Source organism: Phycicoccus ginsengisoli, from assembly GCF_054779295.1.
Genome location: NZ_BAAGYN010000011.1, coordinates 46,420 through 65,751 on the forward strand (window position 1 = coordinate 46,420; position 19,332 = coordinate 65,751).

Sequence of the window (19,332 nt, forward strand, 5' to 3'; positions counted from 1 at the left end):
AAGGAGCTGTCATGGCCGGTCGCCGCCGCCTCCTCGCCGCCCTCCCCGGTGCGGCAGTCGTCATCTCGGGAGCGGCGGTCCCCCTCGCCGCGGCCCTGCCCGCCTCCGCCGCGGACGCGGCCCCCCGCACCGCCACGCTGGCGGGGTCGCTGCAGTCCGAGCTGGGGTGCTCGGCCGACTGGCAGGCCGAGTGCACGGCCACCGACCTCACCCAGGTCGGCGGCGGCTCGACGTACACCCGCACCTTCACCGTTCCGGCGGGGTCGTACGAGCTCAAGGTCGTCATCGACCACTCGTGGTCGGAGAACTACGGTGCCGGCGGCGCCAAGGACGGGGCGAACATCCCGCTGGTCCTCAAGGGCCCGGCCAAGCTCGAGTTCTCCTACGACGACACCACGCACCAGCTCGGCATCCGGCCGCTCGACCTCGCGGGCGGGGTGAGCGCGCAGGACAGGGCGATGGCCGCCGACTCGCTGCGCGCCGGGCTGACCAGGGAGCGCTACTACTTCGTCATGACCGACCGGTTCGCCAACGGCGACCCGTCGAACGACCGCGGCGGCCTCACCGGTGACAAGTCGGTCACCGGGTTCGACCCGACCAACAGCGGCTACTACCACGGCGGCGACCTCAAGGGCATCGAGTCCAGGCTCGACTACATCAAGGGCCTCGGCACCACGGCGATCTGGCTCACGCCGTCGTTCAAGAACCGCCCCGTGCAGGGGACCCCGCCCAACGACAGCGCCGGGTACCACGGGTACTGGATCACCGACTTCACCCAGGTCGACCCGCACCTCGGCACCAACGCCGACCTCAAGGCGCTCATCGCCAAGGCCCACGCCAAGGGCATGAAGGTCTTCTTCGACATCATCACCAACCACACCGCGGACGTCATCAACTACAAGGAGGGCCAGTACTCCTACCGGGACAAGACGGCGTACCCGTACAAGGACGCCGGTGGCAAGGTCTTCGACGACAAGGCGTATGCCGGCAAGCCCGGCTTCCCGGCCATGGACCCGGCCACGTCTTTCCCCTACACGCCGTACTTCAACACCCCCGCCGACTCGACGGTCAAGGTGCCCTCGTGGCTCAACGACGTGACGAACTACCACAACCGCGGTGACTCGACCTTCGCCGGCGAGTCGGCCGAGTACGGCGACTTCGTCGGGCTCGACGACCTCTTCACCGAGAAGCTGAACGTCCAGCAGGGCATGGAGGACATCTACAAGTCGTGGGTCGACTTCGGGGTGGACGGCTTCCGGATCGACACCGTCAAGCACGTCAACATGGAGTTCTGGCAGAGCTTCGGCCCGGCGATGCTGCAGCAGGCGCGGCACGACGGGAACAACGACTTCTTCATGTTCGGCGAGGTGTACGACGCCCGACCGTCGTTCATGAGCCAGTACACGACCACGGGCAGGCTGCCCGCGACCCTCGACTTCGGGTTCCAGCAGCAGGCGGTCAACTGGGTGCAGGGCAAGGCCGGCACCGACCTGCGCGACCTGTACGCCGACGACGACTACTACACCGACACCGACTCCAACGCCTACGAGCTGCCGACCTTCCTCGGCAACCACGACATGGGCCGGGTCGCGATGATGCTCAAGGGCGCGAGTGCCGACAAGGCCGACCTGCTGCGCCGGGTCGAGCTCGCTGACTCCCTGATGTACCTCACCCGGGGCCAGCCGATCACCTACTACGGCGACGAGCAGGGCTTCATGGGCTCCGGCGGTGACAAGGCCGCCCGGCAGGACATGTTCGCGACGAAGACCGAGTCGTACGCCACGGAGCAGGTGCTCGGTGACACGAGCGGCTCCAAGGACCGCTACAACACCACGGCGCCGCTGTACCGTCACATCGAGGACCTCGCTGCCGTCCGAGCCGCCTACCCCGCACTCGCCGACGGCGCGCAGGTCCACCGGTACGCCAGCAGCTCGTCCGGCATCTTCGCCTTCTCGCGCATCGACAAGGCCAAGCGCACCGAGTACGTCGTGGCCCTCAACAACGCCTCGACCGCCAAGTCGGCGACCTTCGCGACCTACGGCCACAACCAGGGCTTCGCACCGGTCTACGGCACGAGGTCGTCGGTGCGCTCTGCCAAGGACGGTCGCCTGACCGTCACGCTGCCGGCGCAGTCGGTCTCGGTCTGGAAGGCCATGACGCCGATGGACCAGCCGAAGTCCGCTCCCGCGGTGTACCTCACGTCCCCCGGCGCCGGTGACGTCGTGGGCGGTCGGGCCGAGATCGGTGCGGCCATCCCGGACAACACCTTCGCGCAGGTGAGCTTCGCCTACCGCCCCGTCGGCACCACCGCGTGGACGCCGCTCGGCACCGACGACAACGCCCCCTACCGCGTCTTCCACGACGTGACCGGGCTGGCCAAGGGCACCCTGCTCGAGTACCGCGCCATCGCCAAGGACACGGCAGGCCACGTGTCGGCCACGTCCTCCTACGGCATCGTCGGCGACCCGAAGGCCAGCGGTGGCGGGGGCGGGGGCGTCGGTCCCGTGACCCAGCCGGACGCCGTGAGCGTCCCGGGCGACCACAACAGCGAGATGGGCTGCCCCGGCGACTGGGCTCCCGACTGCCCGCAGGCCCAGCTCGCCCTCGGCGCCAAGGACCAGGTCTGGAAGGGCACCTACACCGACCTGCCCGCGAGCCGGCCGTTCGCCTACAAGGCGGCCATCAACAGGAAGTGGGACGAGAACTACGGAGCGGGCGCCCGGCCGAACGGTGACAACATCTCCTACACCACGCCTGCCACCGGCCCGGTCTCCTTCTACTACGACCACGCCACCCACTGGGTGACCTCGGACGCGCAGGGCCCGATCATCACGGCGCCGGGCAGCTTCCAGAGCAAGATCAGCGGGTGCGCCGACTGGTCGCCCGACTGCATGAAGCCGTGGCTGGAGGACCCTGACGGCGACGGCACCTACACCTTCTCGACGACCCAGATCCCCGCGGGCACCTACCAGTTCAAGGTGGCCGAGGGCCTCAGCTGGGACGTCAACTACGGGGCCGGCGGCGCCCCGGGCGGCGCCAACGTCAGCCTCACGGTCCCGAACGACGGCATGCTCGTGACGATCTCGTACAAGCGCTCCACCCACGAGATCACCACCACCGTCGCGCGGGCCGGGACAGCTCCGGACATCACCAAGCAGCGCGCCGTCTGGGTCAGCCGCGACCTCGTCGCCTGGCCGGCCTCGATGGTGCCCGACGGTGCCGAGCCGGACCTGCTGAAGTGGGACCTCGCGTGGGCCCGTGACGGCGGCCTGGCGGTCGACGCCGAGGCGGTCACCGGCGGCTCGTCCGCACCGCTGACGTACGACTCCCGCGGCCTGCCCGCGTCCGTCGTCGCAGCGCACCCCGAGCTCAAGGGCTACCTCGCACTGCGGCTCGACACGAAGACGGCCAAGCAGGTGCCCGAGATCCTGCGCGGCCAGGTCGCCGTCGGGATGTTCGACACGGTGCACCGCCTGCTCGACGCGACCGGCGTGCAGACGGCCTACGTCCTCGACGACGTGTATGCCGCGGACGCCGGCAAGGGCGCCTACGGCGTCACCTTCCGCGGCAGCCGGCCGAGCTACCGCGTCTGGGCGCCGACGGCGCACCGGGTCGACCTGCTGACGTGGGCCCCGGGCTCGCCGGCTGACGCGTCGGTGAGCGCGGCGACGCGGACGCCGATGAAGCGCTCCGACGACGGTTCGTGGTCGGCCACGGCCGGGGCGAAGAACGCGCGGTACCTCTACGACGTCACCGTCTGGGTGCCCACCGAGGGCAAGGTCGAGACGACCCCCGTGACCGACCCGTACTCGGTGGCGCTCACGCTCGACTCGACCAGGTCGGTCGCCGTCGACCTGGCCGACCCGGCATACCGCCCGGCAGCCTGGGCCGCCACGAAGTCGCCGCCGCTCAAGCAGGACGTGGACTCCACCATCTACGAGCTGCAGGTGCGCGACTTCTCGGTCGGTGACTCCACGGTCAGCGCGGAGAACAGGGGCTCGTACCTCGCGTTCGCGGAGAACGGCAACGGCACCAAGCACCTCAAGGCGCTCGCCGCGGCCGGGCTCAACACCGTGCACCTGCTGCCCACCTTCGACATCGCGTCGATCCCCGAGGACCCGGCGAAGCAGCAGCGTCCCGAGGACCAGCCGGGCTGCGCCGACTTCCGCTCGGCCGCGCCCGACAGCGACAAGCAGCAGGCCTGCGTCGACGCCGCGCGCGCCAAGGACGCCTTCAACTGGGGCTACGACCCGTGGCACTGGATGGCACCCGAGGGCTCGTACACCTCGACGGCCGCCAAGGCCGACGGCGGGTCGCGGGTCGCGGAGTTCCGGACCATGGTCGGCGCCCTGCACCGTGACGGCCTGCGGGTCGTCCTCGACCAGGTCTACAACCACACCCCGGCCTCGGGGCAGGCGCCGACCAGCGTCCTGGACAAGGTCGTGCCCGGTTACTACCAGCGGCTCAACGCCAGCGGTGCGGTCGAGACCTCGACCTGCTGCCAGAACGTCGCCACCGAGCACGCGATGGCGCAGAAGGTCATGGTCGACTCGGTGGTGCTGTGGGCCAAGCAGTACAAGGTCGACGGCTTCCGCTTCGACCTGATGGGCCACGCCTCCAAGGCGAACATGCTCGCCGTCCGGGCGGCGCTGGACCGGCTGACCCTGGCCAGGGACGGTGTCGACGGCAAGAGCATCTACCTCTACGGCGAGGGCTGGAACTTCGGCGAGGTGGCGAACAACGCGCGGTTCGAGCAGGCCACCCAGGGCCAGCTCGGCGGCACGCACATCGGCACGTTCTCGGACCGCCTGCGTGACGCCGTGCGCGGTGGTGGGCCCTTCGACGAGGACCCGCGCACCCAGGGCTTCGGCAGCGGGGAGGCGACCGACCCCAACGGGGACTCGGGCGCCAACCAGCACGCCGACTCCCGGCTCAAGCACGACACCGACCTGGTGGAGCTCGGGCTCGCGGGCAACCTGCGCTCGTTCTCGTTCCGGCTCAACGGGTCCGGGCAGGTCGCCCAGGGCAAGGACGTCGACTACAACGGCTCGCCGGCCGGGTACGCCGACCAGCCCGACGAGGTCATCTCCTACGTCGACGCGCACGACAACGAGACACTGTTCGACAGCCTGACCTACAAGCTGCCGGTGGCGACGACCATGGCGGACCGGGTGCGCATGAACACCCTGTCGCTGGCCACCACCGCGCTGTCGCAGACCCCGTCGTTCTGGCACGCCGGGGCCGACCTCCTTCGCAGCAAGTCGCTGGACCGCAACAGCTACGACAGCGGCGACTGGTTCAACACCCTCGACTGGACCGGCGCCGACAACGGCTTCGGCCACGGCCTGCCGCTCAAGGGCGACAACGAGTCGAAGTGGCAGTACCAGAAGCCGCTGCTCGCCAACCCGGCGCTCAAGCCCACTGCGGCCCAGGTGCAGGGTGCGAGCGCAGCGGCGCAGGACCTGCTGCGGCTGCGGTTCTCGACGCCGCTGTTCCGCCTCGGCACGGCCGACGCGATCGACGCCAAGGTGTCCTTCCCGGCCAGCGGCACCGCCGACGCCCACCCCGGCGTCATCGCGATGCGGGTGGACGACACGAAGGGTACGGAGGCCGACCCGTCGCTGCGCGGGCTGGTCGTGGTCTTCAACGCCTCGCCCGACGCGGTGGCGCAGAAGGTGCCCGGCCTCGCCGGTGCCTCGCTCGCGCTGTCGCCGGTGCAGGCCGTCGGGTCCGACCCGGTCGTGAAGACGGCCACGTGGGACGCCACGAGCGGTACGGCGACCGTGCCGCCTCGGACCGTGGCGGTGTTCGTCCAGCGCTGAGCTCCCCGGTCGGGGGGCCAGGGGAAAGGGTGTGCGGCGCGACGACGGGTCGCGCCGCACACCCGTGTCAGGGGCGGGTCAGCGCTGCAGGCCGAGGACGACCTTGCGCAGCAGGGCGTTGAGCTCGACCTTCTCCTGCTGGCTCAGCACCTCGAGCGTCTTCTTCTCGCTGACCAGCGCGAGCTCGAGGGCCCGCTTCCAGATCTCCCGGCCGGCGGCGGTGGGCCGCACGATGATCCGGCGCCGGTCCAGCGGGTCGCTCTCTCGGGTGACGTACTCGAGCTCGACCAGCCGGTCGAGCCGGGAGGTCATGGCCGCGCGGGTGACGTGACAGGCCTCGGCCAGCTGGGCCGGGGTCGCCTCGTTGGGCTCGGGCTGGATCAGCAGGGTGTGCAGGGTGTCGTACTCCGACTGGCCCACGCCCAGCTCCTCGAAGGCCGCCGTGTTGGCCCCCTTGACGTGGCGGTTGAGCGCGCCGATCCGCACCATGATCCCCTCGACCTCGGGGTCGAAGCCGCGGAACGTGGTCCGCCAGCGGTCGACGTGCTGGTCCACCCAGTCGCGCTCCTGCTCGCTCACCCGCCCAGTGTGCCAGTGGCCGGGTCGGATCTGCATACCGTCTGAGAATTAGATTGCAGATAGTCAGACGTCTAACTATTATTCCGCCATGAGCACGCCTCCCGCCTCCGGGTTCCGCCTCCTCGCCACGGGTCAGGGGCTGTCGTGGTTCGGTGACGCCTTCGGGCCGATCGCCCTCGCGGTCGCGGTCGTGGCCGGCGGTGGCAGCGCGAGCCGGCTGGGCCTGGTCCTGGCGGTGACGATGGCCGCCCGGCTGGCGTGCACCCTGCTCGGCGGCGTCCTCGCCGACCGGCTGGCACCGGGCCGGATCATGGTGGTGAGCGACCTCGTCCGGGCAGCGAGCACGCTCGGCACGGCCGCCTACTTCGCGACCGGCCAGGACAGCGCGCTGCTCCTCTGCGCCCTCGCGGCCGTGACCGGGGGAGCGGCGGCGTTCTTCGGCCCCGCCTTCGTCTCGCTGCGACCGCTGCTCGTCACCGTGGAGCGACGCCACGCCGCCAACGCGACCCTGAACGTTCTCCAGAACGCCGCCTTCATCGCGGGCCCGGCCACCGCCGGGGTCTTCGTCGCCTGGGCCGGTGCGCCGTGGGCCTTCGCCGTCAACGCCGTGTCGTTCCTCTGCTCGGCGGCCACGGTCGCCGCGATCAGCGTCGACGCCCCGCGCGCGCAGCGCACCGGGATGGTCGCCGAGCTGCGCGAGGGCTGGCACGAGGTGACGGGCCGTAGCTGGCTGCTCGCCGGCCTGCTGGCTGCCACGGCGTACCACGCGGCCTTCGGCGCCGTCACCGTGCTCATCGACGTCATCGCCGTGCGTGACCTCGGCGGTCCCACCGCGCTGGGCTGGATCTCGGCCGGCGCGGGCGTGGGAGGGCTGCTCGGTGGCCTGCTGGCCCTGCGGCTGCACCCGTCGCGTCCGCTGCTCGTGGGCTGGCCGTGCGTGGCCCTCATGGCGCTGTATGCCGCGGCCTTCGCCCGGCCGGGGACGCTGCCCGTCGTCATCGGGGCCGCCGTGCTGGCCTTCGGCGGGCTCATGTACTTCTCGGTCTGCTGGGACACCGCCCTTCAGGACGGCGTGCCGCACGCAGTCCTGGCGCGGGTGTCGTCGTGGGACATCCTCGCCTCGTTCGTGGCCATCCCCGCCGGCAACGCGCTCGCCGGCCCGCTGGCCCACGCGTTCGGCACCGGCCGGGTCATCACGACGGCCGCGGTCGTGATGGCTGTCGCGTCCTTCGCCCCCCTGCTGGTGCGCAGCTCGCGGGAGCTGCGGCGCGGCGCAGGGGCTCCGTCCGTGGCGTCCGTGCCCGCCCTGCAGGAGCCGGTCGAGGCGGCCCGGGGGTGACCGGACAGGCGTCAGGCCTGCTCGGCGGCCTTGGCGTCGAGCAGGTCCTGCACGGCCTGGGGCAGCGTCGTCTCGAAGTCGTGCAGCGTGGCCCAGGTCGGCGTGACGCGGATCTGCACCATCGAGTCGTACAGCGCGCGCACTCCTGCCTCCCACTGCTCGAGCTGGTCGGCCGGGACCGTCTTGGGTGCTGCCTCGACGTAGCCGTCCGGGACGCCCTCGACGGTGCTGAGGGTGGCGGTCCCGCGCACGAGGAGCACGCGCGGCGGCATACCGGCCGTGTCGATGGTGAGGGCCACGCGCGGGTCGGCGGCGAGGGCCCTCACCTTGACGGACCCGGGCACCGTCCAGATGTCGAGCTCCGCGCCGTTCCACAGGAACCCGATGGGCACCACCCTCGGCGCGCCGTCGAGGCCGGTGTAGGCGAGCCGGGCCAGGTGCGGCCCGGTGAGCAGCTCCTGGGCGATGGGGCGGGCGAGGACGGCGGCGACCTGGTCGGCGTTCATGCGATCTCCTTCGGTGGATGGTGCGCGGGCGGGTGCCCGGTCATGCCTGGGACGGAACCGACCCCACCGGCTCGACATCCGCTGCGCGGTGGCGCTCGCGTCGCCAGACGGGGAGGAAGCAGACGACCCCCAGGGTGCTGACGGCGCCGGCCACGACCATGGCCGTGGCGATGGAGGTTCGGGCCGCGAGCAGCCCCAGCGCCGGTCCCGCCACGGCGCCGCCGGCCTGCATCGCCAGGGAGCTCATCGACAGGATGGTCGCGCGGTTGCGTGAGCTCGCCTCGCGGTGGAGCAGGCCGGCGTACGCGGGGCTCGCCGCGCCGTGCAGGGTGTACGTGCCGAGGTAGGCGACGACCAGGGCGAGCGGACCGAACGCCAGGCCCATGCAGAGGGCGCCCAGGCCGTTGAGGACCCGGCCGAGGACCGCCGCGCGGATCAGCCCGAGCCGGTCCGCGGCCCGTCCCCCGAGCCAGGACCCCACCGAGAACAGCGCCCAGCCCCCGGCCGCGGCGGGGCCCATCCAGGCGCCCGCCCGAGCCTCCGAGCCGAGCAGCTCGGACAGCCGAAGGGGCATGAACGTCTCGTAGGCGGTCATCCCCGTCACCCAGAAGACCTCGACGAGGACCAGGCCCAGGAGCGCCCGGTTGCGCGTGAGCAGGCGCAGCCCCTCGCCCACGACCGAGGGTGTCTCGCGCACCGACGAGGCGAGTCGGGCCCGCAGGCGCGCGTCGCTGCGCGGCACCTCCCGCAGCAGCACGGCCGTGGCGACGAGGTGGACGACGCACAGCGTCACGAAGACCTGGACGGGCAGCAGCAGGGCGCTGGAGTCCCGGAACGGGTGCCAGGCGACGAGGCCGCCGGACACCAGGGCGCCGCCTCCCAGGCCGACGCCGACGAGGACGCCCTGGGCCGACATGGCGCGGTGGACGTCGGCGCCCGGCTCGCGGTCGTGGACGGTGTCGACGTACCACGCCTCGAGCGGGCCGGAGTCCAGGGCGCGGTAGACGCCCATCAGGCCGGCGGCCAGGGCGAACTGCCAGAACGAGTGGGCGAACAGGAAGGAGACCCCGGCGAGGACGTTGACCACACCCGCCACGAGCAGCAGCGGCTTGCGCCCCAGGACGTCGGCGACGCCGCTCGTGGGCAGCTCGAGCAGGAAGACCATGATCCCCTGCGCGGTCATGTAGAGGGTGATCTGCTCGACCGAGAGGCCGCGCTCGCGGGCGATGAGCGCGAACAGGCCGACGACGAAACCGACCGGCAGCCAGCGGGTCGTCGACAGGACCAGGAAGACCCGCTTGGCACCACGGGGGGAGAGCGTGGTGGTCATGGCCGGTCCTCGCGGGCGCGCGGTGTCCGGTCGAGGTCCAGGGGGTAGATCGCGCTGTAGACGGCCAACCGGCGGGCGTTGGGGTTGCCCTGGCCGACCCGGCGGTAGCGGTTCAGCAGCTCGTCGAGCTCGGCCTTGAGCTGCTCGACCTGCTCGGCCGTGGCGACGACGAACGAGTCGCTCATGCCCGCGGCGTCCCGCCAGGCCATCGGCCAGTCGGCCTCGACGTCCAGCCACCGTTCGAACTGCTGGGCGAAGTGGCGGGCGTAGTCGCGGACCAGCCAGTTGAGGGCCGTCTCGGAGTCCTCGTCCCCGGCGAAGTCGCTGGGGTCGTAGGTGTGGAAGTCGGTCGCGGCCCGCCACAGGCGGCGCTTGCCCTCGCCCTCGTCGGTGTCCTCGACGAGGCCGACGGACTCGAGCTTGCGCAGGTGGTAGGACGTCGCGCCGGAGTTGGTGCCCAGGCGGGTCGCGAGGTCGGTGGCGGTCGCGGGACCGCCGACCCGCAGGGCGCTGAGCAGCCGCGAGCGCAGGGGGTGGGCCAGGACCTTGAGGGCCGCGGCGTCGAGCCGCAGGCCGGTCATGTCGCCGATGCGCTCGCGTGGAGTGGAGGGGGTCATGGGTGCACAATACCTTTGCACAGTTCGTTTGCACAAGAAGTGTGCAGAAGTATTGTGCATGCGCGTCCGCGCAGGTCAGGTGCCGTTTCGAGGCCGGCAGGCGGCGATTTGGGCCAGCACCACCCGGCCCCTAGACTTGAGCACTGTTGTGCCGTGCGCCCTCGCGGGCGAACCGCCAGCGCCTCGGGCGCCCACGGCATACGCACCATCCGACCCGTTGTAAAGGCACAGAACTTTGCGCACCTTCACCCCGAAGCCGGCCGAGGTCACTCGCACCTGGCATGTCATCGACGCGACGGACGTGGTCCTCGGTCGCCTGGCCAGCCAGACCGCGATCCTCCTGCGCGGCAAGCACAAGACCACCTTCGCCCCGCATGTCGACGGTGGTGACTTCGTCATCATCATCAACGCCGACAAGGTCGCCCTCACCGGCGCCAAGCTCGAGCAGAAGAAGGCCTACCGCCACTCGGGCTTCCCGGGCGGCCTGCGCAGCACCTCGTACACCGAGCTGCTCGCGAAGCACCCGGAGAAGGCCATCGAGAAGGCCGTCCGCGGCATGATCCCGAAGACCACCCTGGGCCGCCAGCAGCTGACCAAGCTCAAGGTCTACGCCGGCGCCGAGCACCCGCACGCCGCCCAGAAGCCCGTCCCGTTCGAGATCTCCCAGGTCTCCCAGTAAGGAACGCCCCACGTGACTGAGAACAACACTTCAACGGACCTCGAGACCGTGCTGGACTCGAATGAGCCCGAGCTGACCGAGTACACCTCCGAGTCCGAGGGCCCCGTCTCCGGCGAGTCCGCTCCGCGCCCCACCGCGTCCGCCCCCGGCGGCGCCACCGGTCGACGCAAGCAGGCCATCGCCCGCGTGCGCATCGTCCCCGGCACCGGTGAGTGGAAGATCAACGGCCGCACGCTCGAGGACTACTTCCCGAACAAGGTCCACCAGCAGATCGTCAACGAGCCGCTCAAGGTGCTCGAGCTCGACGGCGCCTACGATGTGCTCGTCCGCGTGCACGGTGGTGGCCCCTCCGGCCAGGCCGGTGCCGTCCGCCTCGGCGTGGCGCGCTCGCTCAACGGCGTCGACGAGGAGCTCAACCGCCCGGCGCTGAAGAAGGCCGGCTTCCTCACCCGCGACGCCCGCGTCCCGGAGCGCAAGAAGGCCGGTCTCAAGAAGGCCCGCAAGGCTCCGCAGTACTCCAAGCGCTGATCCGGCTGGCGCCGGCTCACCGCTTGGCTCCATCGCGCTGATCCGGCTGGCGCCGGCTCACCGCTTGGCTCCACAAGCGCTGATCCGGCTCCTGCCAGGCAGTACCGCCCGGAGGCGGCACCCGGTTTGCCCACGGGTGCCGCCTCCGGCGTATTGGGGGTAGTTTCGCAAGGCGCCTCCCGCCGACCGCGGGGAACCGGTGGGTATGCCGCGGGCGCACGTTCGTTCGAAAGGTTTCCTCTCCATGGCACGACTGTTCGGGACCGATGGGGTCCGGGGGCTGGCCAACGTCGACATCACGGTCGAGCTCGCACTGCGGCTCAGCGTCGCCGCCGCCCACGTGCTCGGCCGGGAGGCGCGGGAGTCGGGGCGGCGCCCCAAGGCGGTCGTGGGTCGCGACCCGCGTGCCTCGGGTGAGTTCCTCAGCGCCGCCGTCGTGGCAGGGCTGGCCTCGGCGGGCATTGACGTACACGACGTCGGGGTGCTGCCGACCCCGGCCGTCGCCTTCCTCACGGCCGACATGGACGCCCACTTCGGCGTCATGCTCTCGGCGTCGCACAACCCCATGCCCGACAACGGGATCAAGTTCTTCGCCGCCGGGGGCCACAAGCTGCCCGACGCGGTGGAGGACGAGATCGCGGCCAGCCTGGACCGCGACGGGGAGCGGCCCACCGGTGCCTCGGTCGGTCGCGTGCACCAGAACCGCGCCGGGCAGGCCCGCTACGTCGCCCACCTGCTCGAGGCCCTGCCGCACCGGCTCGACGGGCTCAAGGTCGTCATCGACGGCGCCCACGGCGCGGCGTCGGCCGTCTCGCCGGAGGTGTTCCGCCTGGCCGGTGCCGAGGTCGCGGAGATCGGCACGGAGCCGGACGGCCTCAACATCAACGACGGCTACGGCTCGACCCACCTCGACCACCTCAAGGCGGCGGTGGTCGCGAAGGGCGCCGACCTGGGGATCGCCCACGACGGCGACGCCGACCGCTGCCTGGCCGTGGACGCCTCGGGGACCGAGGTCGACGGCGACCAGATCATGGCGATCCTCGCCGTCGCGCTCAAGGCCCGTGGCGCGCTCGCCGAGGACACCCTCGTCGCCACGGTGATGAGCAACCTCGGGCTGCTGCACGCCATGCAGCGAGAGGGGGTGACGGTGCGGCAGACGGGCGTGGGCGACCGCTACGTCCTCGAGGACATGCGCGCGGGGAAGTACACCCTCGGCGGGGAGCAGAGCGGCCACGTCATCTTCCTCGACCACGGCACCACGGGTGATGGCGTGCTCACCGGCCTCATGCTCGCCGCGCGGGTGGCCGAGACCGGCCGGAGCCTGGCCGAGCTAGCCACCGTCATGCACCGGCTTCCGCAGGTGCTCGTCAACGTCAAGGGCGTCGACAAGAGCCGGGTCGAGTCCGATGAGGAGCTCCAACAGGCCGTCAAGGCCGAGGAGGAGGCCCTCGCCGGCTCCGGACGGGTGCTGCTGCGCAAGTCCGGCACCGAGCCCGTGGTGCGGGTCATGGTCGAGGCGACCGACCACGAGCTGGCATCCGCGGTCGCGGACCGCCTCGTCGCCGTCGTCCGGGAGCGCCTCGCGCTCTGAACGGGCCTCGTCCCGGGCCCCCCCACCGTGGGATGCCGGTCCGTCAGGGAGTCAGGCTGGGGCGCGGCGCAGGCCGAGCCAGGCGAAGCCCATCGCGGCCACCGCCACGAGCAGGGGGTACCCGGCGACCAGCGCCACCGGGTCGGTGTCGGTGAAGAACCGGAGCACCGGGCCCCACCAGTCGCGCCACCCGATCAGCGCCATGGTGGCGCCCACCAGCACGATCGAGCCGATGCTCAGCCAGTACATCCCCGTCGCGCCCCACCGCTTGAGCACCGTCCCGAGGCCCAGGCCGAGGCAGCTCATCGCCAGGAACGGCACGGCATACACCGCGAACTGGGCGACGGGGTTGTCCTGGTGGACGAAGCCGGGGGTGAAGAACCGCATCGAGATGCCCCAGCCGTCCGTGGCGCGCTCGAGGACGGCCAGGAGGGTGAGCACGAGCCCCGCACCGAGTGCCTGAGCCACCAGGTAGAGCGCCGTGCCGGCCACGAAGGCACGGCGGGTGATCCCCAGCCCGAGGGCGAACGGGAACGACTGGGTGCAGAACGCCATCGTCGCGAAGAGCACCACGCCGTAGATCGAACCCAGGCCCCCGGTGCTGCGGTCCGTTGCTGCGATGTCGGAGAGCGAGAAGATCGCGAGGTTGACCACGAACGAGATGGCCAGGATGAGCCAGGGCCACAGCACGGCCAGCGGGCCGGGGACGAGGTGCAGGCGCAGGACCCTCAGGGCGTGGTTCATGGTCGTCCGATCCTCTCGAGCGTGTCGTCGTGGTTCTCCGGGGTGGTGGCCGCGGTGGTGGCCGCGGTGGTGGCCCGGACCACGAGCTGCTGCAGCGAGACCGGCTCCACGGCGAGGCCCAGCCGCGCCGCCTCGTCGCAGTCGGCGCCCCGGACCGTCAGGCGGCTGAAGCCCCCCAGCGCCTCGCGGTGCAGGACCTCGTGTCCCCGGGCGAAGTCCTCCACGGCGGCACGCGGGCCGCTGACCACGACGGCCGTGCCGCGCAGGGCGTCCGCCTCGCTGTCCACGACGATGCGTCCGTGGTCGATCACCACCACGTGCTCGAGGAGGTCGGCAACCTCGTCGATGAGGTGGGTGGACAGGACGACCGTCCGCCGGTGCTCGGCGAAGTCCGCCACGAGGCGGTCGTAGAAGAGCTGACGGGCGACGGCGTCGAGGCCCAGGTAGGGCTCGTCGAAGAACGTCAGCGGTGCCCGGGACGCCAGCCCCACCACCACGCCGACGGCCGAGCGCTGCCCTCGGCTGAGCCGGCGGACCTGCTGGCCGGTGGGGAGGCCGAAGTCGCCGACGAGGTCGCGGGCGAGCTCCTCGTCCCAGCCGGGGAAGACGAGCTGGGCCGACTCGAGGACGTGGCGCACCTTGTGGGTCGTCGGGTACGCCTGGGCCTCGCTGATGAAGCACACGCGGCCCTGCACCAGGGCGTTCTCGTACGGGTCCTGCCCGAAGACCCGGACCGTCCCCGAGTTGGCGAAATCCCGGGCTGTCGCGACCTGCATGAGCGTGCTCTTCCCGGCGCCGTTGCGCCCCAGCAGCCCGGTGATGCGGTGCTCCCCGAAGGTGACGCTGACGTCGTCCAGGGCGGTCACGTCGCCGTACCCCTTGGTCACGGCCTCGAGCTCCACGACGGCGGTCACCGGTTCTCCTCCCACACGTCGATGAGCTTCTTGACGTAGTCAGGCTCGATCCCGAGCTTGTGCGCCTCCGCCATGAGTGGCGAGACGAACTGCCGGGCGAAGTCCTCGCGGCGCCGTTCCAGCAGCCGCGCCCGCGCCCCGGTGGCCACGAACATCCCGATCCCCCTCTTCTTGTAGATGGTCCCGTCGGCCGCCAGCTGGGCGACTCCCTTGGCTGCCGTGGCCGGGTTGATCCGGTGGAAGGCGGCGAGCTCGTTCGTCGAGGGGACCTGGCTCTCCTCCTCGATCGACCCGTCGACGATCGAGGACTCGATCTGCTCGGCGATCTGCAGGAAGATCGGCCGACCGTCGTCCCTCACGGGAGGCGAGTCCGGTTAGCCGGTTCATTAGTCATGTAATTAACCATGCAACCGGTGTCGCCGCCCTGTCAAGGCCGGGCGGTGACTCTGCGCGCCGCCCCCCGCCGGTGCGCCGCCCCATCGCGTACCTGCGTCGGCAGCTCAGGGGCACTCAGGCGTCCTGCGCCACCAGCCCGGCGATGTGGCGGGCGATCTCGAGCGCGCTCGTCGCGGCCGGCGACGGGGCGTTGAGGACGTGCACGACGTTGCCGGAGCGCTCGATCAGGAAGTCGTCGACGAGGGTGCCGTCGGCCTTCATGGCCTGGGCGCGCACGCCGGCCGGCGCGGGGACCAGGTCCTCGTCGCGGACCTCGGGGACGAGCCGGCGCAGGCTCTCGCCGAACTGGTGGCGTGAGGCGGACCGCACCATCTCGCGCGCCCCCTCGCGGTAGTAGCGGCGGGCGAGGCGCCAGAACCCGGGGTAGGTCAGCGTCTGCCGGAGCTCGCCGGGGACGACCGTCCCCCAGGAGTAGCCCTCGCGGGCGAAGGCCAGCACCGCGTTGGGGCCCGCGTGGACGTGCCCGTCGACGCCACGGGTCAGGTGCACCCCCAGGAAGGGGAAGGCTGGGTCGGGGACCGGGTACACCAGGTTGCGCACTAGGTGCGAGGCCCGCGGGGCGAGCTCGTAGTACTCACCGCGGAAGGGGATGACCTGGGCGGACGGCTGGTGGCCCAGGCGCCGGGCGACGACGTCGCAGTGCAGGCCGGCGCACGCCACCACGGTGTCGGCCTCGAGGTCGCCACGCGTGGTCCGGACCACGGTGGTGCCGCCCTGCTCCTCGGACGACAGCACCTCGGCCCCGAGGAGGAGGGTGGCCCCGCGATCCTCGAGACGGCGCACGAGGGCGGCGCAGACGGCCCCGTAGTCGATGATCCCGGTGGCCGGGACGTGCAGCGCGGCGACGCACTGCACGTGTGGCTCCACCTCGTGCGCCTGCTGCGGCGTGAGCTCCTCGACCACGAGCCCGTTGGCGCGGCCCCGGTCGCGAAGCCGGGCCAGGCCGGGCAGCTCGGAGGCATGGGTCGCGACGACCAGCTTGCCGCAGACCTCGTGCGGGATCCCTTCCTCCCGGGCGAGCTCGATCATCGACTGCGACCCCGCTCGGCACATGAGTGCCTTCTGCGACCCGGGCGCGTAGTACAGCCCCGAGTGGATGACGCCGCTGTTGCGTCCGGTCTGGTGAGCGGCCCAGGTCGGCTCCTTCTCGACGACGGTGACCTCGGTGGCGTGCTCCCGGGAGAGCCGGTCCGCCACGGACAACCCGACGATGCCTCCACCGATGACGACGACCCTGCGCGCGGACATGCCCGTCAGCGTAGGCGTGCCGCCGGCTGCGGGGGGTCGGGCAACTGGTGGAGGTGCCGTTGCCGTGATGCCGTGCCCGACGGCGCGGACACCGGGGGCGTGGCTCCCACCCGGCTCGGCCGGGCCGGGTGGGAGCCCCCCGGAAGCCCGTGGTGGGATGACGAGGACCACACCCCCAGAGCCCGAGGACGTCCCATGCCGTACGAAGCCCTGACCTCGACCCTCTACACCACCGCAGCGACCGCCAGGGGCGGACGCGGCGGTCGTGTGCGCAGCGAGGACGGGGTGCTCGACCTCGAGCTCGGCAAGCCCGGCTCCAGGGCCAACCCGAAGGCGAACCCCGAGACGCTCTTCGCCGCGGGCTACGCAGCGTGCTTCGGCAACGCGATCCTGTCGATCGGGCAGGCGCAGGGCCTGGACCTGTCGGAGTCCACGGTCACGGCGCAGGTCAGCCTGGGCAACACCGAGACGGGCGTCGGTCTGGCCGTCGCGATCACCGCGCACCTGCCGGGTGTGGACCCCGAGTCGGCGCAGAAGATCGTCGACGCGGCGCACGAGCGGTGCCCGTACTCAAAGGCGACGCGCGGCAACATCGACGTGACCGTCAGCGTCGACTGACCCGACTCAGGCGAGCTGCTCGAGCAACCCGCTGTCGACGTCGTAGAGGAAGCCGCCCACCGCGACCGACTCCGGCACCAACGGGTGCGTGCGCACCGCGCGCACGTCCTGCAGCAGGGCGGCCCGCTGGTCGGTGACCACGTTGAACTGCTGCCACGTGGCATCCTGCCCGGCCGAGGCCCCGACGCGCTGGCGCAGCTCGGCCTCGCTGTTGGACGCCATCGCGCAGCGGGTGTGGGGGACGACCAGCACGCGGTCGACACCGAGCAGGTGGACGCCGAGGACGAGAGCCTCGAGCGCGGCCGCGGTGACGCGGCCGCCGGGGTTGCGGAAGATCTTGGCGTCGCCCGGCTTGAGGCCGACGAGGCGCAGCGGGTCGATCCGCGAGTCCATGCAGGTCACGATCGCCACCCCCGCGTGGGCGATGCCGTCGAAGCCGCCGGTCGAGAACTCGGTCTCGGCGTATCGCCGGTTCGCCTCGAGCAGGTCGTCGAATCCCGGTGCGACGGAGGATGGTTCGGTCACGGCAGCGATCTCCTTGGTTGGTCGGCCCGGTCCTCGGGATGGTGGTCGGTGAGCGCTGCGCGGTGCGCGGCCCTGTCAGAGCAGCCCGGGGCGCTTGGGGATGGACATGGCCATGGGCTTGGTGGTGGTGGCGAAGAAGTCGTTGCCCTTGTCGTCCACGACGATGAACGCGGGGAAGTCCTCGACCTCGATCTTCCAGACGGCCTCCATGCCGAGCTCGGGGTACTCCAGCACCTCGACGCTCTTGATGCAGTCCTGGGCCAGGCGCGCGGCCGGGCCGCCGATCGAGCCGAGGTAGAACCCGCCGTGGGAGGCGCACGCGTCGGTGACCTGCTTGCTGCGGTTTCCCTTGGCCAGCATCACCATCGAGCCGCCGGCCGCCTGGAACTGGTCGACGTAGGAGTCCATCCGGCCGGCCGTCGTGGGCCCGAAGGAACCACTGGCATACCCCTGGGGAGTCTTGGCCGGCCCGGCGTAGTAGACCGCGTGGTCCTTGAGGTACTGCGGCATGCCCTCACCCGCGTCCAGGCGCTCCTTGATCTTCGCGTGCGCGATGTCGCGGGCGACGACGAGCGGGCCGGTGAGCGACAGCCGCGTCTTGACGGGGTACTTCGTCAGCTCTGCGCGGATCTCGTCCATCGGCCGGTTGAGGTCGATGCGGACGACGTCGTCCTCGCCCTCGAGGTGCTCGTCGGTCGTCTCGGGCAGGAACCGCGCGGGGTCCTTCTCGAGCACCTCGATGAACACGCCCTCGGGCGTGATCTTGCCCAGGGCCTGCCGGTCGGCGGAGCAGGAGACCGCGATCGCGACCGGGAGGGAGGCGCCGTGGCGCGGGAGTCGCACGACGCGGACGTCGTGGCAGAAGTACTTGCCGCCGAACTGGGCGCCGATGCCGAAGTTGCGGGTCAGCTCGAGCACCTGCTCCTCGAGCTCGGTGTCACGGAAGCCGTGCGCCGCCATCGACCCCGAGGTGGGGAGGTCGTCGAGGTACTTCGCCGAGGCGTACTTGGCCGTCTTCAGCGCGAACTCGGCGCTCGTGCCGCCGATGACGATGGCCAGGTGGTACGGCGGGCACGCGGCGGTGCCGAGCGAGCGGAGCTTCTCGTCGAGGAAGGCGAGCATCCGCTCGGGGTTCAAGATCGCCTTGGTCTCCTGGTACAGGAACGACTTGTTCGCCGAGCCGCCGCCCTTGGCCATGAAGAGGAACTTGTAGGCCGTCTCGTGGCCGGGCGTGGTGTCGGCGTAGAGCTCGATCTGGGCCGGGAGGTTGGAGCCGGTGTTCTTCTCCTCCCACGTCGTGAGCGGTGCCATCTGGGAGTAGCGCAGGTTGAGCCGGGTGTAGGCGTCGAGGACGCCCTGGCTGATGGCGCGCTCGTCGGGGCCCTCGGTGAGGACGTGCTGGCCACGCTTGCCCATGACGATCGCGGTGCCGGTGTCCTGGCACATCGGCAGCACCCCGCCGGCGGCGATGTTGGCGTTCTTGAGCAGGTCGAGCGCGACGAACTTGTCGTTGTTGCTGGCCTCCGGGTCGTCGATGATCCCCCGCAGCTGGGCCAGGTGCGCCGGGCGCAGGTAGTGCGCGATGTCGTGCATGGCGGTCTCGGTGAGGGTGCGCAGTGCCTCGGGCTCCACTTGGAGGAAGGTGCGGCCACCGGGACCCTCGACCGTGCTGACACCCTCTGTGGTGAGCAGGCGGTACTCGGTGCGGTCCGCACCGATGGGGAGCAGGTCGACGTACTCGAGGCCGGGGGTGGGGTCGCGCCGCTCCGTCGCGTCCGTCACGGGTGCTGCGTCGGTGTCGGTCTGCGCCATGGGTCCTCCGGTTGCTCCTTCGTC

16 protein-coding genes are annotated in these 19,332 nt (G+C 71.4%); 6 read left to right on the forward strand and 10 right to left on the reverse strand.

Features of this window, described 5'->3' with window-relative positions; all coding sequences use genetic code 11:
- Positions 1-11: 11 nt before the first annotated feature.
- Positions 12-5,822 (forward strand): pullulanase-type alpha-1,6-glucosidase, encoded by a 5,811-nt coding sequence (gene pulA / locus ACYVDO_RS16990; RefSeq protein WP_460938054.1) that lies wholly within the window; start codon positions 12-14, stop codon positions 5,820-5,822.
- A gap of 78 nt (positions 5,823-5,900) precedes the next feature.
- On the opposite strand, the gene ACYVDO_RS16995 is transcribed toward pulA, so the two are convergent.
- Complete coding sequence (locus ACYVDO_RS16995; protein WP_460938056.1) at positions 5,901-6,401, reverse strand: MarR family winged helix-turn-helix transcriptional regulator; 501 nt, start codon at positions 6,399-6,401, stop codon at positions 5,901-5,903.
- Between the two features lie 88 nt (positions 6,402-6,489).
- Here ACYVDO_RS16995 and ACYVDO_RS17000 point away from each other — a divergent pair, with 88 nt between their 5' ends.
- The gene (locus tag ACYVDO_RS17000) at positions 6,490-7,740 is read left to right on the forward strand and encodes an MFS transporter (protein WP_460938058.1); all 1,251 of its coding nucleotides are present in this window, start codon (positions 6,490-6,492) and stop codon (positions 7,738-7,740) included.
- 11 nt (positions 7,741-7,751) lie between these two features.
- Here ACYVDO_RS17000 and ACYVDO_RS17005 read toward each other — a convergent pair whose 3' ends face one another.
- The 3 genes from ACYVDO_RS17005 to ACYVDO_RS17015 are packed head-to-tail and all read right to left on the reverse strand — an operon-like array spanning position 7,752 to position 10,193.
- A complete protein-coding gene (locus ACYVDO_RS17005; protein WP_460938060.1) occupies positions 7,752-8,246 on the reverse strand; it encodes a pyridoxamine 5'-phosphate oxidase family protein in 495 nt (164 codons plus the stop codon).
- Between the two features lie 40 nt (positions 8,247-8,286).
- Positions 8,287-9,576, reverse strand: coding sequence for an MFS transporter (locus ACYVDO_RS17010; protein WP_460938062.1), 1,290 nt, complete (start codon positions 9,574-9,576; stop codon positions 8,287-8,289).
- Complete coding sequence (locus tag ACYVDO_RS17015) at positions 9,573-10,193, reverse strand: helix-turn-helix domain-containing protein (protein ID WP_460938064.1); 621 nt, start codon at positions 10,191-10,193, stop codon at positions 9,573-9,575. The genes ACYVDO_RS17010 and ACYVDO_RS17015 overlap by 4 nt, the downstream gene beginning before the upstream one ends.
- A 235-nt stretch (positions 10,194-10,428) precedes the next feature.
- On the opposite strand from ACYVDO_RS17015, the gene rplM reads away from it, so the two are divergent.
- The 3 genes from rplM to glmM all read left to right on the forward strand — a co-directional run bounded on the left by rplM (position 10,429) and on the right by glmM (position 12,991).
- Positions 10,429-10,872 (forward strand): 50S ribosomal protein L13, encoded by a 444-nt coding sequence (rplM, locus tag ACYVDO_RS17020; RefSeq protein ID WP_460938066.1) that lies wholly within the window; start codon positions 10,429-10,431, stop codon positions 10,870-10,872.
- A 12-nt stretch (positions 10,873-10,884) separates the two neighbouring features.
- Positions 10,885-11,400: a 30S ribosomal protein S9 gene (gene rpsI / locus ACYVDO_RS17025; RefSeq protein ID WP_460938068.1), complete on the forward strand. Its 516-nt coding sequence runs from the start codon at positions 10,885-10,887 to the stop codon at positions 11,398-11,400.
- Positions 11,401-11,644: 244 nt separating this feature from the next.
- Positions 11,645-12,991 carry a phosphoglucosamine mutase gene (gene glmM / locus ACYVDO_RS17030; protein WP_460938070.1) on the forward strand — a complete coding sequence of 449 codons (1,347 nt, stop codon included), beginning with the start codon at positions 11,645-11,647 and terminating at the stop codon, positions 12,989-12,991.
- A 51-nt stretch (positions 12,992-13,042) separates the two neighbouring features.
- On the opposite strand, the gene ACYVDO_RS17035 is transcribed toward glmM, so the two are convergent.
- The 4 genes from ACYVDO_RS17035 to lhgO all read right to left on the reverse strand — a co-directional run bounded on the left by ACYVDO_RS17035 (position 13,043) and on the right by lhgO (position 16,353).
- Positions 13,043-13,735 (reverse strand): hypothetical protein, encoded by a 693-nt coding sequence (locus ACYVDO_RS17035; protein ID WP_460938072.1) that lies wholly within the window; start codon positions 13,733-13,735, stop codon positions 13,043-13,045.
- Entirely contained in the window at positions 13,732-14,649 is a 918-nt protein-coding gene (locus ACYVDO_RS17040) for an ATP-binding cassette domain-containing protein (protein ID WP_460938074.1), read from the reverse strand. The genes ACYVDO_RS17035 and ACYVDO_RS17040 overlap by 4 nt, the downstream gene beginning before the upstream one ends.
- Positions 14,646-15,008, reverse strand: a complete 363-nt coding sequence (locus tag ACYVDO_RS17045) for a GntR family transcriptional regulator (protein ID WP_460938076.1) — start codon at positions 15,006-15,008, stop codon at positions 14,646-14,648. Before ACYVDO_RS17045 ends, ACYVDO_RS17040 begins: the two co-directional genes overlap by 4 nt.
- Positions 15,009-15,159: 151 nt before the next feature.
- Positions 15,160-16,353, reverse strand: coding sequence for an L-2-hydroxyglutarate oxidase (gene lhgO, locus ACYVDO_RS17050; protein ID WP_460938078.1), 1,194 nt, complete (start codon positions 16,351-16,353; stop codon positions 15,160-15,162).
- A 195-nt stretch (positions 16,354-16,548) separates the two neighbouring features.
- On the opposite strand from lhgO, the gene ACYVDO_RS17055 reads away from it, so the two are divergent.
- Complete coding sequence (locus ACYVDO_RS17055; RefSeq protein WP_460938080.1) at positions 16,549-16,971, forward strand: Ohr family peroxiredoxin; 423 nt, start codon at positions 16,549-16,551, stop codon at positions 16,969-16,971.
- Between the two features lie 6 nt (positions 16,972-16,977).
- On the opposite strand, the gene ACYVDO_RS17060 is transcribed toward ACYVDO_RS17055, so the two are convergent.
- Positions 16,978-17,496, reverse strand: coding sequence for a beta-class carbonic anhydrase (locus ACYVDO_RS17060; RefSeq protein ID WP_460938082.1), 519 nt, complete (start codon positions 17,494-17,496; stop codon positions 16,978-16,980).
- A gap of 75 nt (positions 17,497-17,571) precedes the next feature.
- Positions 17,572-19,308, reverse strand: coding sequence for a fumarate hydratase (locus tag ACYVDO_RS17065; protein ID WP_460938084.1), 1,737 nt, complete (start codon positions 19,306-19,308; stop codon positions 17,572-17,574).
- Positions 19,309-19,332 lie beyond the last annotated feature (24 nt).

Excerpts from the sequence above, each read along its gene's own strand:
- pulA (WP_460938054.1), top strand. The coding sequence starts at position 12 with ATGGCCGGTCGCCGCCGCCTCCTCGCCGCCCTCCCCGGTGCGGCAGTC.
- ACYVDO_RS17000 (WP_460938058.1), top strand. The coding sequence starts at position 6,490 with ATGAGCACGCCTCCCGCCTCCGGGTTCCGCCTCCTCGCCACGGGTCAG.
- ACYVDO_RS17005 (WP_460938060.1), bottom strand. The coding sequence starts at position 8,246 with ATGAACGCCGACCAGGTCGCCGCCGTCCTCGCCCGCCCCATCGCCCAG.
- ACYVDO_RS17010 (WP_460938062.1), bottom strand. The coding sequence starts at position 9,576 with ATGACCACCACGCTCTCCCCCCGTGGTGCCAAGCGGGTCTTCCTGGTC.
- ACYVDO_RS17015 (WP_460938064.1), bottom strand. The coding sequence starts at position 10,193 with ATGACCCCCTCCACTCCACGCGAGCGCATCGGCGACATGACCGGCCTG.
- glmM (WP_460938070.1), top strand. The coding sequence starts at position 11,645 with ATGGCACGACTGTTCGGGACCGATGGGGTCCGGGGGCTGGCCAACGTC.
- ACYVDO_RS17035 (WP_460938072.1), bottom strand. The coding sequence starts at position 13,735 with ATGAACCACGCCCTGAGGGTCCTGCGCCTGCACCTCGTCCCCGGCCCG.
- lhgO (WP_460938078.1), bottom strand. The coding sequence starts at position 16,353 with ATGTCCGCGCGCAGGGTCGTCGTCATCGGTGGAGGCATCGTCGGGTTG.
- ACYVDO_RS17055 (WP_460938080.1), top strand. The coding sequence starts at position 16,549 with ATGCCGTACGAAGCCCTGACCTCGACCCTCTACACCACCGCAGCGACC.
- ACYVDO_RS17065 (WP_460938084.1), bottom strand. The coding sequence starts at position 19,308 with ATGGCGCAGACCGACACCGACGCAGCACCCGTGACGGACGCGACGGAG.